General features: G+C 44.0%; 16 protein-coding genes. 5 read left to right on the top strand and 11 right to left on the bottom strand.

From position 1 onward, the window contains the following. The first annotated feature begins 14 nt into the window (after positions 1-14). A complete protein-coding gene (locus ACHUFM_RS09725; protein WP_394181834.1) occupies positions 15-1,637 on the top strand; it encodes a diguanylate cyclase domain-containing protein in 1,623 nt (540 codons plus the stop codon). A 521-nt stretch (positions 1,638-2,158) separates the two neighbouring features. Here ACHUFM_RS09725 and ACHUFM_RS09720 read toward each other — a convergent pair. Beyond that, positions 2,159-2,800 carry an FMN-dependent NADH-azoreductase gene (locus ACHUFM_RS09720; RefSeq protein WP_394181832.1) on the bottom strand — a complete coding sequence of 214 codons (642 nt, stop codon included), beginning with the start codon at positions 2,798-2,800 and terminating at the stop codon, positions 2,159-2,161. 115 nt (positions 2,801-2,915) lie between these two features. Here ACHUFM_RS09720 and ACHUFM_RS09715 point away from each other — a divergent pair, with 115 nt between their 5' ends. Both ACHUFM_RS09715 and ACHUFM_RS09710 read left to right on the top strand, forming a co-directional pair. Further along, complete coding sequence (locus ACHUFM_RS09715; RefSeq protein ID WP_394181830.1) at positions 2,916-3,821, top strand: LysR substrate-binding domain-containing protein; 906 nt, start codon at positions 2,916-2,918, stop codon at positions 3,819-3,821. Between the two features lie 45 nt (positions 3,822-3,866). After that, the gene (locus ACHUFM_RS09710; RefSeq protein ID WP_394181828.1) at positions 3,867-4,145 is read left to right on the top strand and encodes an Lrp/AsnC family transcriptional regulator; all 279 of its coding nucleotides are present in this window, start codon (positions 3,867-3,869) and stop codon (positions 4,143-4,145) included. A 183-nt stretch (positions 4,146-4,328) separates the two neighbouring features. Here the strand turns inward: ACHUFM_RS09710 and ACHUFM_RS09705 are convergent, their stop codons facing one another. The 7 genes from ACHUFM_RS09705 to ACHUFM_RS09675 form a co-directional block, all read right to left on the bottom strand. Continuing rightward, the gene (locus tag ACHUFM_RS09705) at positions 4,329-5,546 is read right to left on the bottom strand and encodes a M20 family metallopeptidase (protein WP_394181826.1); all 1,218 of its coding nucleotides are present in this window, start codon (positions 5,544-5,546) and stop codon (positions 4,329-4,331) included. A 10-nt stretch (positions 5,547-5,556) separates the two neighbouring features. After that, positions 5,557-6,972, bottom strand: coding sequence for a M20 family metallopeptidase (locus tag ACHUFM_RS09700; RefSeq protein WP_394181824.1), 1,416 nt, complete (start codon positions 6,970-6,972; stop codon positions 5,557-5,559). 119 nt (positions 6,973-7,091) lie between these two features. Then, positions 7,092-7,931, bottom strand: a complete 840-nt coding sequence (locus ACHUFM_RS09695; protein ID WP_394181822.1) for an ATP-binding cassette domain-containing protein — start codon at positions 7,929-7,931, stop codon at positions 7,092-7,094. Then, complete coding sequence (locus ACHUFM_RS09690; RefSeq protein WP_394181820.1) at positions 7,931-8,932, bottom strand: ABC transporter ATP-binding protein; 1,002 nt, start codon at positions 8,930-8,932, stop codon at positions 7,931-7,933. The genes ACHUFM_RS09695 and ACHUFM_RS09690 overlap by 1 nt, the downstream gene beginning before the upstream one ends. Before the next feature lie 14 nt (positions 8,933-8,946). Next, entirely contained in the window at positions 8,947-9,858 is a 912-nt protein-coding gene (locus tag ACHUFM_RS09685; protein ID WP_394181818.1) for an ABC transporter permease, read from the bottom strand. Positions 9,859-9,869: 11 nt separating this feature from the next. Beyond that, a complete protein-coding gene (locus ACHUFM_RS09680; protein ID WP_394181816.1) occupies positions 9,870-10,787 on the bottom strand; it encodes an ABC transporter permease in 918 nt (305 codons plus the stop codon). 81 nt (positions 10,788-10,868) lie between these two features. After that, positions 10,869-12,419 carry an ABC transporter substrate-binding protein gene (locus ACHUFM_RS09675; RefSeq protein ID WP_394181814.1) on the bottom strand — a complete coding sequence of 517 codons (1,551 nt, stop codon included), beginning with the start codon at positions 12,417-12,419 and terminating at the stop codon, positions 10,869-10,871. A gap of 197 nt (positions 12,420-12,616) precedes the next feature. Between ACHUFM_RS09675 and ACHUFM_RS09670 the strand changes: the two genes are divergently transcribed. Beyond that, the gene (locus ACHUFM_RS09670) at positions 12,617-13,552 is read left to right on the top strand and encodes a LysR family transcriptional regulator (protein ID WP_394181812.1); all 936 of its coding nucleotides are present in this window, start codon (positions 12,617-12,619) and stop codon (positions 13,550-13,552) included. 21 nt (positions 13,553-13,573) lie between these two features. On the opposite strand, the gene ACHUFM_RS09665 is transcribed toward ACHUFM_RS09670, so the two are convergent. The 3 genes from ACHUFM_RS09665 to ACHUFM_RS09655 all read right to left on the bottom strand — a co-directional run bounded on the left by ACHUFM_RS09665 (position 13,574) and on the right by ACHUFM_RS09655 (position 17,855). After that, a complete protein-coding gene (locus tag ACHUFM_RS09665; protein WP_394181810.1) occupies positions 13,574-14,893 on the bottom strand; it encodes a D-serine ammonia-lyase in 1,320 nt (439 codons plus the stop codon). A 29-nt stretch (positions 14,894-14,922) separates the two neighbouring features. Continuing rightward, entirely contained in the window at positions 14,923-16,410 is a 1,488-nt protein-coding gene (locus ACHUFM_RS09660) for an amidase (RefSeq protein ID WP_394181808.1), read from the bottom strand. Between the two features lie 557 nt (positions 16,411-16,967). Next, on the bottom strand, positions 16,968-17,855 hold the full coding sequence (locus tag ACHUFM_RS09655; protein ID WP_394181806.1) for a helix-turn-helix transcriptional regulator: 888 nt from the start codon (positions 17,853-17,855) through the stop codon (positions 16,968-16,970). 152 nt (positions 17,856-18,007) lie between these two features. Between ACHUFM_RS09655 and ACHUFM_RS09650 the strand changes: the two genes are divergently transcribed. Further along, positions 18,008-19,414 carry an MFS transporter gene (locus tag ACHUFM_RS09650; protein ID WP_394181804.1) on the top strand — a complete coding sequence of 469 codons (1,407 nt, stop codon included), beginning with the start codon at positions 18,008-18,010 and terminating at the stop codon, positions 19,412-19,414. Positions 19,415-19,515 lie beyond the last annotated feature (101 nt).

Genomic DNA, 19,515 nt, shown 5'->3' with positions numbered 1-19,515 from the left:
AATAGGAGCCTCATTTGCACTGGCCATTTAAAATAACGTTAAAAAAGCAATTCAGCCTACTCTTACTTGTTGTCATTATGCTGTTTGTTGCCGTCGGCTATGTACTGCAAAAAAAACTTGAAGAAACCCAAAGTATTCTGCACGAACTGTCTAATAACACCCTACCCTCTATGGCAAATGCCAGTGAAACCGCCATTTTATCCACTGAACTGTTTTTAGCGATTGAGCAACTCACCAAGGCCAATAGCCCAGCAGCCCGTCGTATTGCTCAACAAGAAGTCCAAATCAAAATAAACGAAACGGCTGATCAAGCCTATAAAGCTAGAAACAACCCTACAGAAACACTGCAATTAAAAAGCCTACAAGAAGAAGTCAGCCAACTGACACAATTTATTGATCGCAAACTCAATTTAGCAGAACAAATTTCGAACACACTGGACCAATTAATTCATTTTCAAAGCGTTGCCAATCAACATCTACGGCCTAACCATTATAAAAGCGAGGCCCTTACTCTATGGCAGCTCAACTTCAGTAAAAGTATTGGACTAGCCTATCAAAGCGCTCATTTAGAACGCCTTAACGAACTATCATTACTTGAGCAAAAGGCCAATATACTATTAGAAACCTTAGACTCCTATGCCAAGCAATCGCAACCAGATTTGCAATTGTTTTTATTGCAATTTAATGATCAATTACGCCTTGCTCTCGTCTCAGAACAAGGCTTGATTAACCTTCAAAAAAGTTATCTGAAAATTGCGGGGCGTACCCGAGGTCGAGAACATTTTATTCGCAAATTGGTCGAAGACTACACGAATGTAAATGACCAGCTGGCTTTCAATGAAACCGCTAACTTAAAACAAGAGGTTGTGGATTTAACGAAAGATATAGAAAAACAAAAAAGCTGGCTAATAACAGCCTTACTGATTTTCGCCTCTATGATAGGCGCCATATTAGTTCATTACAGAAGAGTCATTTCTCGACTCAAACGATTGACAAACAAGCTTGAAGGCATGGCGACACCCAAAATTGAGCACAATACCCAAGCGGATGAGATAGATGAACTGTTTGAGGCATTTGAACATTTTTCCAATACCATCAAAAGTCAAACCCATCGTTTAGAAGCACTATCATTGACCGACAGTTTAACTAATATTGCCAATCGTCGTGCCTTTGATCAACAACTGCAAATTGATCTAGATACGAATCAAATAACACAAAATTCCCTTTCCATCTTGCTTATCGATATCGATTATTTTAAACAATATAACGATACCTATGGTCACCTTAAAGGCGATGCAGCCTTACAAAAAGTGGCCAGTGTTATACAAGAAACCTTAGGTAATCATGGCCTGGTCGCCCGTTACGGCGGAGAAGAATTCGTTGCTATTCTACCGAACCATGATATGGCGGCGGCTAAAGACAGAGCACATCAAACCATACAAGCCATCGCTACAGCTAATATTGAACATAAGAAAAGCCAAGTTGCAGAGCATCTAAGTATCAGCCTTGGTCTCGTCACCCAGTCACAAGGACAAACGGACAATTCAGACACACTAATGAAACAGGCGGATCAAGCCCTTTATCAATCCAAAGCACAAGGACGCAATCAGGCAACACATTATAATGAGTTAAACTAATGCGCAGCGGTTTGACGACGACAGATCGCTTTTAACAAAAAGACCAAGATCTACGGCATGAGAGTGTTCGCTCTCGGTCATCTAACGGACTAAATAGAAAACTGCCAAACATACCAGAAACACCAAAAGCAAAAGCAAAAGCAAAAGCAAAAGCAAAAGAATCAGCGTCGTAAAATGTTCACACATAAAGCCTATCTGCTGAAGAAAAGGCTCAATACTGTGTAGTATGCTGAAACAAAAACAACATACCTAAAAATATTTAGACATAACAAATTGATTTTCAAAAATTATCACTAAAATGAATACCAAGGTCTCTAGCCAGAGAGTAGCTCATAAATACTATCTCCCTCTCTCTTAATGCTTTTCAACTTACTTGCACTCATCTTCTAGGTGCCAATCATCCCCTGCTCTTACCTACGCTGTTTGAGCTTTGAATGAATCGTTTGAGCTTTTAGTCAAATTCAACATCAAAAAAACAGCATGAAAGTGATAAACTTCCATGCTGTTTTTATAGCCACTAATCAGTTCAGTAGGTTTACTAAAGCGACAATATCTTGCTTTGCTTTTTCGACCGATAAAATGTGACGATCATCCGAAAATTCTTGGTATTCCGAACCAATTTCATAAAACTGATCAACACCCAAGTATTTGGCCAACTCTTTTATGTGCGGGCTAAGATGATTCATCTGTTCGCGTACACCACCAGTACCAAAACCAAACTCACCAGATGAAGTCAGTAAAACTAAGGTTTTGCCTGACAAGATAGGTTCAATCGGAAAATCCCCTCGCGCTAGGTCAAAGGTGAAGGTTTTATTCACTCTCAGCATTTGGTCAAACCACGCCTTCAATACCGCTGGCATACCGTAGTTATACATAGGCGCAGTAATCACAATAACATCCGCTTGAGCTACTTCATCAAAATACGTATCGGACTCAGCTAAAGCTAGTGTCTGCGCTTTGCTTCTATTTTGTTCTGAGGTAAAGGCTGCTGCAATCCAATCTTGGCAAATGAAGGTTGGCGGATGAAGACCAAGGTCGCGATAAACCACTTTGTCTTGATGATTTTTATTCAGCCATGTATCGATAAAACAACATCCAAATGACTTAGAGATCGAGTTGTCAGTACGACGTAAACTGGAGTCGATATGTAGAATAGTTTTCATATTTTATGCCTCTTTCATTAATAGTGAGTAGACATAGTGTGTTCAGCAATCGTTTTAGTGACAAATGGTCTTATTTTTCCTATAAAGTAGTTATTCTCATCCATAGAGTACCTTTATGTTTCAGCAACTCCCTTCTTTAAATGCCATCAAAGCCTTTGAATCCGCAGCTCGATTAAACAGCTTTAAAGACGCCGCCAATGAATTGAATGTGACACCGACAGCCATTTCTCATCAAATCAGAACACTTGAAGACAGCTTAAAAGTAAGATTATTTGAACGAAAAACACGAGCGGTGATCTTAACGAAAGAAGGCGAATTACTGGCAACATCTGCCAATCAATCTCTGCAGGAATTACTCTCAACGATTAATCAATTAAAAGGCTCTCCTCGAACATTAACCATCAGCACGACCAACTCGTTTGCAGCAATGTGGTTAGTCCCAAATATTGTGGGCTTTCAGCAGCAGCATCCTGACATCGACATTCAAATAAGAGCAGAAGAGTCCCTTATAGATATGGAACATGATAGACGTGTCGATATAGCGATTCGTTACGGGGAGCCGTCTAAACAACTTGAAACCAAGGCACTTATTCATCAACCTTTAATTCAAGAGTCAATTGGCTTCTTTGCGACACCTGACTATTGGAAAAGACACAGTCACAATCTGTCTGATGTCGTCTTTTTCTGTACACAATGGAAGAATCCAAACCTACCTGATTTAGGATTAGAAGAAACGATCAAAAACATCGTTGTCGACTCTCAACCAAATATTCGCTATTTTGATGATGAAAACCTAACCGCTCAGGCTGCACTTTCTGGGCAAGGTATCGCTATCATCAGTCAGCTTGCCGTCGAAAACTCGATTAAAAACGGCTGGTTAACCCAAGGCACAGACAAGCTGTCAAAGTCTATCATTGGCTTACACTACTACTTAGTTATCCCTAAGCGGGTGCAAACCAGCCAAGCAGCAATTCATTTTAAAGAATGGTTACAATCGACATTAACCATATTCAGCTCATGATTTAGACTCTAATCGCTTATCTTCTTGTAAAAATATTTACGGCAAGTGCTTTCATCTATTTACCTAAAAGATAGCAACATCACCGTCGGTGACGTTGCTCTTGTGAAACCAGAATTGAGCGGAAATAAGCTGGCCTTGCTGGTGTCGGTAGAAATGGAGCGGAATCGAAAAGATGTGTATGACGCCTTTAAACACGTTATTAGCAAAACCAATGAAGTGAGGCATTGCCACCAAATAACAGGCGGTTATGATTTTATCATGGTCGTTACTGTGCTAAATGTCCAAACTTATAAAAGCGTTGTTGATCGATTGCTTCACATCTAAGCCAACATCCGAAAGTTCCAAAGATTGGTATCGCTGTTAACGGTAAAGTCCTCAACCAAAGTTTAGTTTAGGGAAGAAGCAATCTAGGTTATGACTTCGGTGCGGCACAGACTTGAAGATAGTCATCACAGACATCTAAATCATAAAGGGTTTTGATTAAAACAGGACGTTGCGCATATCATTTTAAGGCAACAGCAAAACACTCTTTGCAACGGCTTGAGTTCGAGGAACAAATGTATCGAGTAAACAGAGCTCCTCCTCGGTATGCATTTTTGCCCCAACAGGCCCCGTACCACACAAAGTTGGAACCCCCATGGTAGAAGTAAAACCGGCGTCAGAACATCCTCCTGTAAACTCTCCTTCAACCGAGAATCCTAAAGATTCTGCCTGTATTTGATAATGCTTAAGTAAAACCTCACTCATGCTCGATTCAAATGGATGAAACGCCGATAATAAACGTACAGACGCCGTAACCCCTTTGATTCTCGGCTGGTCGACAATATCCTGAATGTTATCCATGGCTTCGACCATTTGCGCTTTAGTAATATAACGTAAATCTAAACTGGCACTGGCTTCCGGTGCCACGGTGTTCGAGGACATCCCCCCGTGAATTAAGCCAACATTGGTGGTAACACCAATCTCATAATTGGTTAGCTCATGAAGCTCAGTGACAATCTGTGCTAAAGCCCCAATTGCGCTGGCTCCATCAGCGTGGTTTACACCAGAGTGCGCAGCTTTGCCTTTGACTAAGATTTCAAAACTCGCACCGCCTTTTCGAGCCGACACAACATTACCACTGATGCGACCGGGTTCGGCATTGAATACCGCTTTCGCGCCCTTAACCATCTGCTGAATAACGTGTCGACCTTCTGGTGAGCCAATTTCTTCATCGCCAGTAAATAAGCCAACAACAGGATGAGGCAATTCGGCGATGTCAGAGTTATTCAATAAATACTGCAAACCTCTTAAAACGAAGCAATTCAATACCAAACCGGATTTCATATCTGCTACGCCTGGCCCAAACGCCGTCATGCCGTCACGAGTAAAACCTCGCGTCGCTACCGTTCCTTTGGGAAAAACCGTGTCTCTATGCCCCATAAGATAGATAGCAGGCTGCGAGTCTTTTTTATCAAATCCAGAAGCAATACGTGCTTCCAATACATCGCCAGAGCTAGCAGATTTATGCCATCGACATTCGATACCATCGGCTTCTAACCAAGACGCTATCAGCTTTCCTGCCGCATCAACGCCGTCTTTGTCATAGCTGTTCGAGTCGGTATCGACTAATTCCTGTAGACATTGGATCATCTCGTCTTCTTGTGTTGCCAACCAGTCACAGAGTAAATCCGCATAAGGTGCGAGTGCGCTGTTGCTTACCTTTTTTGCTGTAGATAATATCATTATGCTCTCCTTAACGTTTGGCCTGAATCGATGAGCCTTGTTCGGATAAATCCCAAAAAAGCCCCGTCATTATCTGTAAGGCTTCACGACATACGGGCGCTAGAACGTGTTCATTTGGCGCATGTTGACTGCACGCTGGGTAAGAATGCGGTACCCAAACGGTGGGTAAATTGAGAATATTGGCAAACACATCATTTGGCAGCGAGCCACCTAAATTAGGCAGTAACACAGGTTTCTTACCGGTAGTTTGAGCAAGTGAACCCAACGCCCAATCCACCCAAGGATCTTCAGGATCAAGACGCGTAGCCTCCATGACATGACCACTATCAGTGACTTCAACATCGTTAAAACCATGACGATCAAGGTGGTCACGAATATGTTTTAAAAAGTTTTGGCTGTCGCTTTCTACAACAAAACGCAACTGACAATGAGCGCTAGCGTAACCGGGAATAGCATTTACAGGCATATCTGGATTACCTGTTTTACAGGCCAGCATTTCCAGCGTATTCCAACCAAACACTTGTTCTGCTGGCGTAAGTCCCGGTTCTCCCCACTCAAGATCGATCTCTGGGCTGTTCGCGCCTTCCCCGACAGGAATGCCTTTTAATGCCTCACGAACAGAATCCGGCAGACGTGCTGGCAATAAACCGGAGATTAGAATCTTACCTTTCACATCCACCATAGACGCCCAAGCGTGAGCCAAGCGCGTTCCCGCGTTGCTGAGCAAGCCACCCCAGTTTCCTGAGTGATGAGCGCCTTCACGAAGTTTCACAGTAAGGTCAAAATTAAAACCACCACGAGAGCCAAGGAAGATAGTCGGATGATCTGCACTCAATCGCGGGCCATCTGAGGCAATAAAAAGATCCGCCTTCAATTCTTCTTTATGAATTTCACACAATTCGGCAAGACCCGGAGAGCCCGCTTCTTCACCCATTTCTAAAATAATCTTAACGTTAAAGCCTAACTTTCCGTCTTTGGCAGCCATTACTTTTTTTAGCGCGGCAAGGTTAATCGTATGCTGACCTTTGTTGTCGGCAGACCCTCGACCGTACCAACGATCGCCTTCTTCTTTTAATTCCCAAGGGGATAAGCCTTCTTTCCACTGCTCGTCATAGCCACGAACCACATCACCATGACCATAAGTTAACAATGTCATTTGTGCAGGGTCTTCAATACGCTCTGCTAGCAAAAATGGCCAAGACCCCGGCTGGTCCGCGTCTGTTACTGGGTTCGCAATAATACGAATATCGAACCCTAATTCAGTCAATTCAGGAACAATGATGTCGTCCAAATAAAGACGTAATTTATCAAAACCCTCTAAATTTTGGCTCTCACTTTTAATGCTGACACGTTGTTTTAATACTGCAAAAAACTCACCAGAATCGAAGTAAGACTCAGCGGTTTGTATGGTATTTTGACGGCTCATGCTGCCTCCTAACACAGCTTTTTTATACATAAAAAGCTGATAACACTGAATTTAGAAAACACTAATCCCATCGCCGAAAAGTGTCAGGCAATGAAATGAGTGATAAAGATTAATAATATTTATGATGCCTGAGCGCTGTCCCATGCACTCGAATCTAACACTTCAGGTAAACCCAAAGCGGGTTCTGGCGTCAGTACAGAAGACAATAAAGCCTTGGTATAAGGATGTTGAGCATTCTGGAAAATCTCATCACGGGTACCCTGTTCGACAATTTTTCCTCTGTACATCACAGCAACACGGTCAACTAAATGCTCAACCACACCAAGGTTGTGGCTAATAAAGAGGTAAGTAAGCCCTAACTCTTTTTTTAGATCCATGAGCAAATTCAGAATTTGAGCCTGTACCGATACATCCAATGCGGAAGTCGGTTCATCACATACCAAAATCTTAGGTTTTAAAATCAGAGCACGGGCAATGGCAACACGCTGACGCTGTCCACCAGACAATTGCCCCGGATACTGCTTAAGCAAACGTTCAGGCAAGCCGACCAAATCACAGGTCTCTTTCACTGCTTTTTTCTGGCTGTCGCTGCTTCCCTCTTTATGTAATTGCAATGGCAAACGAATAATTTGCTCAATGGTTTTACGAGGGTTCAAAGACGAATAAGGGTCTTGGAAAATAGGTTGAAGCTGACGCGCCATAGATAAGCGAGATGAAACACTTCTCGCTTTATCGTTGATCAACACATCGCCATCAGTTGGATCTAGCAGCCCTAAAATCATTTTTGCGAGGGTACTTTTGCCACAACCTGATTCACCCACTAGACCTAAGGTTTCACCGGGGCGAATACGCAATGAAATGCCATCAACCGCTTTTAGCAAAGTGGGTTCTTTAAAGGCACCATTCTTCAAATAAAAATGGCGTGAAAGGTTTGATAATTCCAAAGCATAATCTGGCATTACATCGCCTCCTGAAGTGTCGTTGCAGTAATAGGACAACGCACCTGATGAAGTGAAGTTGAATTCGACTCTAATTCCAAAGAAGGAGTTCGTTGGCTACATTCACTGGTTGAAACATGGCAACGGTTAGCAAAAGCACAGCCTTTTAGTTCACCAATTAAACTCGGCACCACGCCCGGAATGGATTCCAAGTGGCTTCCCGGTTCGGTTTTACCCGGAATAGGAATACAGTTTAATAAGCCTCGCGTATAAGGGTGCATTGGATTCGAGAACAACTCTTGGGCTGTGGCGGTTTCGACTATTTGTCCTGCGTACATAACCGCCACGCGGTCGGCAATTCGCGCCACCACACCAAGGTCGTGAGTAATAAAAATAACCGCGGTTCCAAATTCTTGTTGTAACTCACGAATCAATCGTAAAATCTGCGCCTGAATCGTCACATCCAACGCGGTCGTTGGCTCATCCGCAATAATCAGATCAGGTTCACACATGAGCGCCATCGCGATCATAACCCGTTGACGCAAACCACCAGATAGCTGATGTGGATATTGATCCAAGCGTTTCTCTGGCATTGGCACACCAGCGCGAGTTAATAAGTACACAGCCCTTTCTTTAGCTTCTGCACTGCTAACGCCTTTGTGTCGCATGATGGCTTCACAAAGCTGATTGCCTAGCGTGTAAGACGGATTCAATGACGTCATCGGCTCTTGGAAGATCATCGACATACGCATGCCACGGATTTTATTACGCTCTTTCTTCGGCAAAGACAATAAATCCAAACCGTCAAAGTCCAAAATCTCGGCGGTCACATCAGCGCGTTTTGGTAACAAGCCCATAAGCGCCATTGAAGTCATTGACTTACCGCAGCCAGATTCTCCGACAATGCAAAGCATCTCACCTTTATCCACATGCAAGTCAATACCTCGAACCGCACGTAACAAGCCGTTAGCCGTCGGTAAATTCACTTGTAAATTTTTAATGTTTAAAATTCGGTTCATCATACTGTCCTCTGGCCTCAGTTACGTCCTTCCGGTGCGTTCATATCACGCAAACCATCACCCACTAAATTGATCGCCAATACCAAGACCATTAACGTAATACCAGGAATCGCAATCACCCAAGGTTTGAAAAACATATAAGCCTTACCTTCAGAAATCATTAACCCCCAAGATGGCATCGGCGCTTGCACCCCTAAGCCTAAGAAAGACAAGGTTGCTTCTAGCAAAATGGCATGGGCCATCTCTAAGGTCATGACAACAATCAAAGCGCTTAAAATATTAGGCAATAGCTCACGTATTAAGATGTAAGATGTGGAGGCGCCAATTACTTTTGCCGAAGCAATGAACTCAGCATCCCTCAATTGCTGTGTGGTCGAACGAGCCACTACGGCAAAACGATCCCATAACAACAATCCAAGCAGCACCACCACGGTTTCCACCGAACCACCGCCAACCAAGGACGCCATAGCCAAAGCAACAAGCAATACTGGCAACGCTAAACGGGTGGTAATGATGTAACTGATTACCGCATCCACTCGGCCACCAAAGTAGCCCGCTAAAACACCTAACGTGGTACCAATTAGCCCAGAAATAAGCGCCGCCAATAAACCAATACTTAACGAAATTCGTGCTCCGTAAAGTAAGCGACTCAAGTAATCTCGACCCAGTTTATCCGTACCAAAAATGTGATCCCAAGTGCCTTTATCGTGCCAAACGGGGGGAATCATTCGTTGGGAAATGTTTTGCGCAAATGGGTCGTGTGGCGCCAACCAAGGTGCGAACAAGGCCAATAAAACAATGGCACCCAAAATTGTCGAGCCTAATAACAAGCCACGATGACCTAAAACACGATTCATCATGCGGCGCCACTCAGGAACCTCTGGAAGCCCAGAACTCATCACACTCATAGCAGAAGTAGATTCAGACATAATTAGTAACCTCAGCGAACACGCAAACGTGGATCAAGCATGGCGTTGAGCACATCAGCCAATAGCGTTAACAAGATATAAAACACGGCTATAATCAGCACTACTGCCTGCACAACCGGATAATCATTACGAGAAATAGCATCCCATGCCAACTGCCCTAAACCTTTTAAAGAAAATACAGACTCAATCACAATCGAGCCGCCTAGCATAAAGCCCAACTCCACAGCAGCCAGCGCCACTACAGGAATAACAGCATTTCGTAGCGCATGTTTGAATACTACTGAGGTCTCACTCAACCCTTTAGAACGTGCCGTACGAATATAATCAGAATTTAAAACTTCCAACATACCAGTACGAGTCAAACGCATCATGGCTGGCGTTGCGTAATAACCCAATGCAATCGATGGCAAAACAAAGTGCTGCCAAGTGGAACTCCCACCAGCAGGAAGCCAATGTAGATTCACCGCAAAAATTACGATAAGCGTAAGACCAAACCAAAAACTCGGCATTGCTTGACCAATACAAGCAATGGTCAGTGCGAGACGATCCACCCAAGTATCTTGTTTAATGGCCGCAACAACACCAAGAGGAATAGCGATCACTGTAGCCAAGGCCAGAGATATTGCTCCCAATGTCAAAGTCACTGGCATACGCTCGCTAATAAGCGACATTACGGAGTCTTGAAAATAATAAGAACGACCAAAATCCAATTGCAATGCGGACCACAGCCAATCTAAATATTGATATACAATCGGCCTATCAAGACCAAAGTCGATTCGGATTTGTTCTACCTGCTCCGCCGTTGAATCAGGGCCCGCAATAGATATTGCCAAGTCTCCTGAAAAATGAAGCAGCATAAAGCTCACAACCGACACAGTGATCGCAACACTAAACGCCACCAGTAATCGGCGAAAGATAAACACCAACATAAAAAACCCCTTGAATGATCAAATATCGAGTCGATAACCATGTTTACTTCATTCGAAAAGAAACACGGTTATTTGCTCTTCTTATTTCCAGCTGGACTCAACAAAGCGAGGTAATTCATCAGGATAGGCTGTAAAATTCAGATCATTACTAAATGCATAGTTGCTAGAATATGAAAACATTGGAGCCCAATACGCTTCCTCCGAAATTATCTTGATGGCAGCACTGTAGTTCTCTTTTCGAATCACAGGATCAACACTACTATCAGCCACTTCTAACAAGCTAATGACACGTTTGTCACGAGACAAGTCGTCCGCTCCACCTTTAAAGTAAACGCTGATCATTGCTGACGCATCATTCACAGAATAAGAACCCCATGTTTGAAACGCGATTGGCACATTCCCCGAGCGTTGCTCTTTACGAAGCGCGGCATAAGTCAACATGTGCAACTTCACTTTAATACCAACCGCACGTAAATCTCCAAGCATCGCTTCTGCTAAATCCATTTCTCGATAGGCATAAAAATCGGTTTCGAAGCCATCTGGATAACCTGCTTCAGCTAACAAAGCTTTTGCTTTTTCTGGGTTATAGTCGTATTTCTTAGCCGCTGCAGTGTCGCAACCAAACTGGGTTGGGAAACAAGGGGTATAAATTGGACGACTTCCACCACGTACTAGTTCATTCGCTAAACCTTCACGATTAATTGCGTAATTCACCGCTTCGCGGACCAGTTTATTTTGGAAAGGTGAATTCTTTTGTTGCTCGCTTGCTACATCCATGGCCAAATATCCAACACGCATAGTTTCAGAACTGACCACTTCTAGATTCGGCATCATGCGTAATTCATCCGCTTGATCCGATGGCACACGCCATGTCCAATCAATGCCGCCAGTCATCAATTGCGCTAGACGCGCATCTGGGTCGGTAATAACTTGAAATTTGATTTTACTGATAGCAGGCTTTGCAATCGGCCCTCCTTCGAAGTAATTTTCGTTGCGCTCCATTTCAACGCCTTCACCACTTAATACCTTGGTGATCTTATAAGGCCCTGTACCAATTGGCGCTTTTGAATAGCCATCAATACCCATTTGTTGAAAGTATTTTGCTGGATAAATAGGAGTGGGCCCTGAAAGATATTCCAATGCGGCTGGAAAAGGCTGTTTCAACACAACACGCACAGTGAAGTCGTCCACTTTTTCAGCGCGATCTATCCAGTTAACATTTTGCTTCGTTACGACTTTTGCTTCCGGTGTATTTACGTAGTTGAAAGTAAAAACCACATCATCGGCCGTAAAAGCATCACCATTTTGGAATGTCACGCCTTTACGTAGTGTAAGCAAAATATGCGTTGGATCTTCCCATTTCCATGTTGTCGCCAAAAGCGGTTTGTATTCGCTGGTTTTAGGGTCACGGTAAATCAAGGTATCCCATGCTAAGCGGGAAAGGATGATACCTTCCCGTGCATTATTGTGGTATGGGCTGACATTTTCAGGCTCTAAGCTCGCCGCAAAGACCAAAGTATCACTAGCCTTATCTGCAAACACTGGCGCTGCGGCTCCCATTAACGAACCAGCAACAAGAATGCTAAGCAAAGCGCGACGTGGGGCAAAATTTTTATGCGTATTTTTTTTCATCTAATTGTTCCTTTTGCGTCCGATTTAAGAATGAATCATGCGTATTTCATTTAACATTAAGGAAATATTTATATTGCCGCAATTAAAATAAATGCAAAGAATCATTGCCAAAAAAGCATGGGTATGGCGAAATAATAATGATTATAAATACATAATTTTTTCTCGTATAACACACTAATAAAATAGAGTGATCGAATATGAAAGCCTCACTTCGCCTACAAGACACTGCTTTACGTTACTTTTTAGAGGTAGCACGACATGGCTCCATTAGTGAAGCGTCTGTGCACCTAAATGTGGCACCTAGCGCAATAAGCAGACAGATAAATAATCTAGAAGATATTCTCGGTACAACCTTGTTTGAGCGCCGACCTCGAGGAATGGAGTTGAGTACAGCAGGTGAAATGCTCGCCGTTTACGCTCGTAAAAATGCCCTCGAATCTGACCGTGTTGTGGCTGATATCGAAGCACTTGCAGGACTTCATAAAGGAAGAATTAAGCTCGCTTGCTCAGAAGGTTTTGCTATGGACTTTTTGCCCCGCATCATTGCAAATTTTCGAAAAGAATACAGCGGCATTCATTTTCATATTCATGTTAGTACGCCTGGCGAAGTATCGGAAAGAGTGGGTCATGGTGATGCAGACATCGGCATTACATTGACTATAGCACCAGCAAAAGACATTCATGTTGTGTACCGACAACCTTCACCTATCATGCTGCTTGTTCACCCAAACCACCCTCTGGCACAAAAAAAATCCATTACTTTATCGCAATTACAGCCCTATCCAGTTGCACTAGCGGAACCTAACACAACGGTTAGGCAAGTGTTTGACATTTGTTGCAGTAATTTAAATTTATTATTCGATCCCGTTTTAGAATCAAATAATATCGCCGCATTAAACCATTTTGCTCAATTTGAAGGTGCAGTCCATTTTGGAGGAGAAATATCAGGTCGTCACCAAATAGCCAATCAGAACTTAGTCGCGATCCCCATTAGAGACAGAGGAATGAACATACGTAATATTGAAGTACAAACCTTATCAGGGCGAACACTCCCGGCTGCAGTCAAAGTATTTTTAGACTTCCTTGTCGAGAAAATGAAATCCGAAGTAGACTTAAAAAACACTACCCCCTAATCCGTTTACTCTAAAATAAGACTAGAGCAACGCCTGTCCACAGGAATAATAGTTTTGTCTTTCTTCTTCTGGCACCATGTCGCCGCCAGTTGCCCACATAATATGTGTCGCTTGTGACATTTTATCGTTGATTTGGTGAGCCGTTAGGTAATCACACCCTTCGGTTAAAATACGCAGTACGCCACTTGCACCCGCTGCGCCAGAGGGCTCAACTGGAATGTTTTCAGTATCCACCAGCATAGCCAAATGACGATACAGGTTGTCGTCAGAAACGGTATAATCACCACTGAGCAATGCATCCATCATAGGACCAACAAAAGCAGAAGGTCGGCCAACGGCTAAACCATCAGCACAGGTTTGGTTATCTATGCCCAGCTCTTGTACCGAAATACCATTATGCAAGCTCGTTTCCATACCTAAAACCATGCAAGGAGAATGTGTCGGCTCCGCAAAGAAACAATGTACATAATCACCAAACACTTGCTTCAAGCCAAAGGTAATACCTCCTGGCGCGCCGCCGACACCACAAGGCAAGTAGACGAACAAAGGGTGATCGCCATCTACAGCAATATCCTGCTCGACCAACTGCTTTTGCAAGCGTAACGCTGCCACGCTGTAGCCTAAAAACAATGTGGTAGAATCTTCATCATCGATAAAATACGCCGTGTCTTTTTGCATGGTTTCCTGTCGCCCTTGCTCCACCGCCACGCCATAATCAGCAGTATGTTCAATAACATTGACGCCTTTACTTCTCAACAAGGCTTTTTTCCATTCACGGGCATCCGACGACATATGAACCGTGACATCAAAGCCCAATTTAGCGCTCATAATGCCAATGCTTAAACCAAGGTTTCCAGTTGAACCAACGACGATCTGATGCTTTGAAAATAGACTTCGAAAACGCTCTGAATCAAAAACCCGATAATCGTCGCTAGTTTTTAATAAGCCATTTGTTAGCGCCAAACGCTCAGCATGCAACAAGACTTCATAAATGCCACCGCGGGCTTTGATGGAACCAGCAATCGGCAATTGATTGTCACACTTCATCAATAAACGACCCGGGATTTCTAGATTTACCGAATCCGACAAAGCTCGCAGCATAGCAGGAATGGCCTTTAAATCAGATTCGATGATGCCGTTAGTGACAGCTGTTTCTGGAAACACTTGAGCAAGGTAAGGCGCAAAACGCGAGAGTCGATCCGACGCATCGAGCATGTCTGACATTTGCAGAGACAGCTTAGATTGAACTTCATCAAATTGCGCTTTTTTCGGATTGAACCAAGTGATTTCCTGTAATGCAATTAGCGACTGCACAACGGGGGTAGAAATATAGTCGGTCACTCAAATACTCCATGAAAGCTTTCGATAAATTAGAATCCCATAAAACCGTCTGTATTTTTCAACGCTGTCAAACGAGACAACATGGCGATATCAACTCTCGGTCGCGCTAGATCAGGCGTTTTTTCTAACAAGGTTTCTAGCGATTTGGCAAACGCCAAGGTGGATAAATCGTCGCCTCGACGGCCAATGATTTGCAAACCAAACGGCATGTTGTTTTTGTCTCGCCCCACTGGCAGAGTTACAGACGGATGCCCTGTTAAGGTCGATGCGTACGCCATAGAAAGCCAATGATAATAGCTTTGTGTCGGCTTGCCATCAATCTGCTCTGGGTAAAGTTCATGCCAGTCTCGCGGACTGATCGTCGTGGTTGGCGCAAGGATGAAATCATACCCCTCAAAAAACAGCTGCCACGCACGATACATAACGCCTTGTTTGTTTAGAGCGCTCACTACATCCAAAGCGCTGTATGACTCGCCTTCTTCAATATTCATCAAAATATTTGGCCCCATTTGATCTGGGTATTTGTGGGACAAATCACGGTGATGACCAGAAAAGTTAAGCGCTCTTAGCACTGCAAAAATATGATCGGCGTTATCACAGTTAGGATGCGCATTGTCACATTGGGCGAATACAGAACCAAACTTGTCGATTTTTTCTTGGAAGGATTCTTTGATCAAATTTTCCGTCATGGCAAAGCCAAAGTCGTTGGTAAAAGCGACTTTAGCGCTACTCAGATCAAAATCTGGTAAGTGACGATAAGCATCGGCATTGTGTTGCCCAACGCCTTCCACCACAGAAACCCAAGGGTCGCGACGATCAGGACGAATCATTTGCGATAACATCAAGCCAACGTCTTCGACTGAACGCGCCATTGGCCCATTGGTTGGTAGAGGAATTAAGCCAATCGGCCGACTATGACCCGGCACCACACCCGGTGACGGACGAAAGCCAACCACACCACAAAAGGCCGCTGGATTACGCAAGCTGCCGCCAGTATCCGATCCAGTTGCTAATGGCGTCATGCCGCAAGCCAAAGCCACCGCCGAGCCGCCAGAGGATCCGGCCGCCGAACGAGTCACATCAAACGGGTTTGCTGTCACGCCATAAACCGCATTACGGGTATTGCCACCCGCACTCCATTCTGGGTTATTAGCCTTACCCAACGGCAAAGCGCCTGCTTGGCGTAATTGCGCGACCATTGGGTCATCTGATGTAGCCATATTGTCTTTGTAAATAGAGCTACCAAACGTCGTTGGAAATCCCTTCAGATCAACCATGTCTTTCACGCTCAATGGCAAACCATGCAGTACGCCCAAGGGCTCACCTTTATCAATGGCTTTTTGAGCTCGTTTTGCTTGAGCCATTAGATCGTCTGGGTCACAAGCAACAATCGCGTTGACCGCATGATTCACCGCATTCATTCGTGTAATACAACTTTGCGCCAACTCTATAACAGACAATGACTTTTGCGCCATCAAACGACGCGCTTCGGCTGCATTTAGATCACAAGCTTCCATCCATACCTTCTTAGTGAGTGATTCACATCGTAATTAAATTAAAACGATATTAAGCCTCAAAAAAGCATCGAAAAAGCGGAATAATTCGAAGGTACCCATGCATTTTAGGCAAAGCAAGTGACCTCCTTAAAATAATAAAACACTCTCGATAATTTCTTATCCATGCATCTAAACCAATCTATCTCCCATCACTTAATTTCACAGTAAGTACCTTTCAAAGAGCCGCAACCTAGTGTTGACCTGTCCCTCAATGAAAAGCTCTGAAAGACCCGTAAGGCATGGTCTAAAAGCCTGAATTCTTTGTTGAGCACCTCGACAATAAAGCAACTATTTACATTCGGTACTCGCCTCGAATAACAGGCTTTTATCAATATGCTGATGCCTACATGGATGTAGGCTATTAGGGCAATGCAGGAGCGATTGCCGTGACAAGAGGACTTATTCAGATCTTCCCTAAAAACCCTCTACATAATAAAAACATCTTTCAGTTTATTAAACGGGAAGACGTTTTATTCCCCTAACCTACCCGTTAATGCTCTTACGTCACGACTCGATTCTCAATGCTCAGCCAAACACGCCAGTCCCTGTTTCGTGGCATGGTCATCGGGGACATAAATCACAAGTCGCTCACCATCTTTTGGCGCGGACCACAAATTTACCTGATTAAACGTCATGAGGCCTATCCTTGGTATATGAAATTTTTTAGTATGATTTTCAATCTCTAAGATTTCGTATTGATCCCACAAGCGATTAAAATCAGAGGAAGAGACCTGCATCATGTTAAGCCTCTCTTGCCAATTCTTCTCATTCACATGCTTCACCATAGCAGTACGAAAAGCCCCAGCAAGGCATGATAACACCGTCTCTTTATCATCCATGCGCCTCTGCCATTCATCGTTAGTAAAGGCTAAATATAAGCTATTACGCTGATCATCAGGTAAGGCGGCTAAGTCAACCCCCATTAAACGATTAAACGCTTGATTAAATCCTAAAATATCAAAGCGGGCATTTTGTACCACAGCAGGCATGGGGTTGAGTTGATCTAAAATCATTTGATTCGTATGGGACAGTTTTTGACACTCACGCTGATAATCCGCCTCCTTGCTTAATCCTGCTAAAGCAAACAAATGGGTGGTTTCCACGTCACTGCATTGTAAGGCTTTAGCAATGGCAGCTAGGGTAATAGAGGAAGCATTCACCTTTCTGCCCTGCTCCAACCAGGTGTACCAAGTCGTACTCACTTCCGCAAGCATCGCCACTTCTTCACGGCGTAAACCTGGTGTGCGTCGCCGCCCACTGTGCAATACACCAAGCCGAACTGGGTCCAAACTTTCACGGCGACGGCGTAAATATAAACCTAGTTCTTTACGATTATCTTGTGACGAAGACCTTTCTTGAGGATGATCAGCGCTATTCAAATCCAATAAACTTACTAATTCGGTCATGTGGCTTCTCTAAAGTTAAAAGCATGTTCATTAAAACCATTTCACCTCCAAACAAGTAGTTCTAATACTAGGATAACCACTTACTGGTACCTGTTTAACCATTTTTGCATACTGCTGCCAAACCGTCACTTAATCAAGGGAAAACTGTCTTTATGAGAACGGAACCAACAATCCTCAATCGCGCTGGACTCATTATATTAATGGCTGGCCAATTGCTGCCATTGATCGACTTTTCCATCGTCAATGTGGCACTCTCCGCCATCGCACAATCTCTCAATGCCAGTCACCTTCAACTAGAATTAATGGTCGCGGCCTATGGTATTGGCCTTGCGGTTTGCCTAGCCATGGGTAGTCGTTTGGGAGATAACTTTGGCCGTCGTCGATTATTCACTCTGGGGGTCTGGGTATTTGGACTGGCTTCTTTAGCCTGCGGCATTTCTTCTTCCATCAATGGCTTGCTGTTTGCTCGCGTAATACAAGGTGTTGGTGCCGCCATGATATTGCCGCAAATTCTCGCTACGCTACATGTGAACCTATCAGGTAAACGACATTCTTTTGCTATTGGAGCCTATGGTGCGATTGGCGGAATGGCGTTTGTGCTAGGACAAATTCTAGGCGGTTTTTTAGTGTCTGCTAATGTCGCAGGGCTAGGCTGGCGCAGTGTCTTCTTAATCAACATTCCAGTCTGCATTGGTGTACTGCTGTTTGTTAAACACTGTGTGCCAGAAAGTCGCTCAGAGCACCCAGCTACAGTGGATTGGGCTGGCACCTTACTGCTCGCTATAGCACTGCTCTGCTTGCTCATTCCTGTAGCATTAGGGCCAGAATATCATTGGTCATGGCCCTTTATAGTCATGCTATTTTGTGTCGTACCACTTTCATTGGTCTTGTGGAAAGTAGAAAAGCACAAAGAAAACGGCGGTGTTTTTCCCTTAATGCCGCCACGTTTGTTGCGCCTGCCTTCCATACAATTCGGTTTTATTCTCGCGCTAACCATGTTTACCAGTTTCGGCGGCTTTATGTTCGCTGTAGCACTGACGTTACAAGCGGGCTTGGGTCATTCCGCGCTTGAATCTGGCTATGCCTTTGTCGCTATGGGCGTGTCGTATTTTATCGGCTCCCTATGCAGTGCAAAAATTGCCAATCGCCTCGGTAAACTCAACACCCTATTTTTAGGCTGTGTATTGCAGATACCGGCTTTGTTAGCCCTCATTTGGACCTTCTTTCAATTCTGGCCCAACATCAATGCCGCTACCCTAATGCCTGCAACCTTAGTAATGGGCGTCGCCCAGTCCTTTATCGTCAGCAGTTTTTACCGTATCGGTTTATCGGAAATGCCCAGCAAAGATGCAGGGGCGGGAAGTGCCATGCTGACAACAGTACAACAGGCCGCATTTGGTCTCGGCTCAGCCTTGTTTGGCACCATTGTTTATCAGGTTTTTTACCTTACGCAGAGTCATCAAACCGCAGTTATCGCAGCGTTATTTTTGGAGTTAGCCTTATTCTCGATTTTAGCCATATGCGGGCTTGTTTATCGTCGTCGGTTGCACGGTATTTAAATTACCGTGCAACCGAAAACTTAAATTTACTCACTTCCTGAAAAGTGGGTAAATTTAACCGCTATAAAGAAACCTTTACACTGAGTCGCTTAGCAAAACAT

This window comes from Marinomonas posidonica, from assembly GCF_043643765.1.
In the GTDB taxonomy this organism is placed as follows: Bacteria; Pseudomonadota; Gammaproteobacteria; order Pseudomonadales; family Marinomonadaceae; genus Marinomonas; species Marinomonas posidonica_A.
Note: the sequence above shows the minus strand (reverse complement) of the source record. Positions and strands in the feature narration are given on the sequence as shown.

What these genes read in the sequence shown, in the direction of transcription:
- ACHUFM_RS09720 (WP_394181832.1), bottom strand. Translation starts at nt 2,800, where the DNA reads ATGAAAACTATTCTACATATCGACTCCAGTTTACGTCGTACTGACAAC.
- ACHUFM_RS09715 (WP_394181830.1), top strand. Translation starts at nt 2,916, where the DNA reads ATGTTTCAGCAACTCCCTTCTTTAAATGCCATCAAAGCCTTTGAATCC.
- ACHUFM_RS09705 (WP_394181826.1), bottom strand. Translation starts at nt 5,546, where the DNA reads ATGATATTATCTACAGCAAAAAAGGTAAGCAACAGCGCACTCGCACCT.
- ACHUFM_RS09700 (WP_394181824.1), bottom strand. Translation starts at nt 6,972, where the DNA reads ATGAGCCGTCAAAATACCATACAAACCGCTGAGTCTTACTTCGATTCT.
- ACHUFM_RS09695 (WP_394181822.1), bottom strand. Translation starts at nt 7,931, where the DNA reads ATGCCAGATTATGCTTTGGAATTATCAAACCTTTCACGCCATTTTTAT.
- ACHUFM_RS09690 (WP_394181820.1), bottom strand. Translation starts at nt 8,932, where the DNA reads ATGATGAACCGAATTTTAAACATTAAAAATTTACAAGTGAATTTACCG.
- ACHUFM_RS09685 (WP_394181818.1), bottom strand. Translation starts at nt 9,858, where the DNA reads ATGTCTGAATCTACTTCTGCTATGAGTGTGATGAGTTCTGGGCTTCCA.
- ACHUFM_RS09680 (WP_394181816.1), bottom strand. Translation starts at nt 10,787, where the DNA reads ATGTTGGTGTTTATCTTTCGCCGATTACTGGTGGCGTTTAGTGTTGCG.
- ACHUFM_RS09675 (WP_394181814.1), bottom strand. Translation starts at nt 12,419, where the DNA reads ATGAAAAAAAATACGCATAAAAATTTTGCCCCACGTCGCGCTTTGCTT.
- ACHUFM_RS09670 (WP_394181812.1), top strand. Translation starts at nt 12,617, where the DNA reads ATGAAAGCCTCACTTCGCCTACAAGACACTGCTTTACGTTACTTTTTA.
- ACHUFM_RS09660 (WP_394181808.1), bottom strand. Translation starts at nt 16,410, where the DNA reads ATGGAAGCTTGTGATCTAAATGCAGCCGAAGCGCGTCGTTTGATGGCG.
- ACHUFM_RS09655 (WP_394181806.1), bottom strand. Translation starts at nt 17,855, where the DNA reads ATGACCGAATTAGTAAGTTTATTGGATTTGAATAGCGCTGATCATCCT.
- ACHUFM_RS09650 (WP_394181804.1), top strand. Translation starts at nt 18,008, where the DNA reads ATGAGAACGGAACCAACAATCCTCAATCGCGCTGGACTCATTATATTA.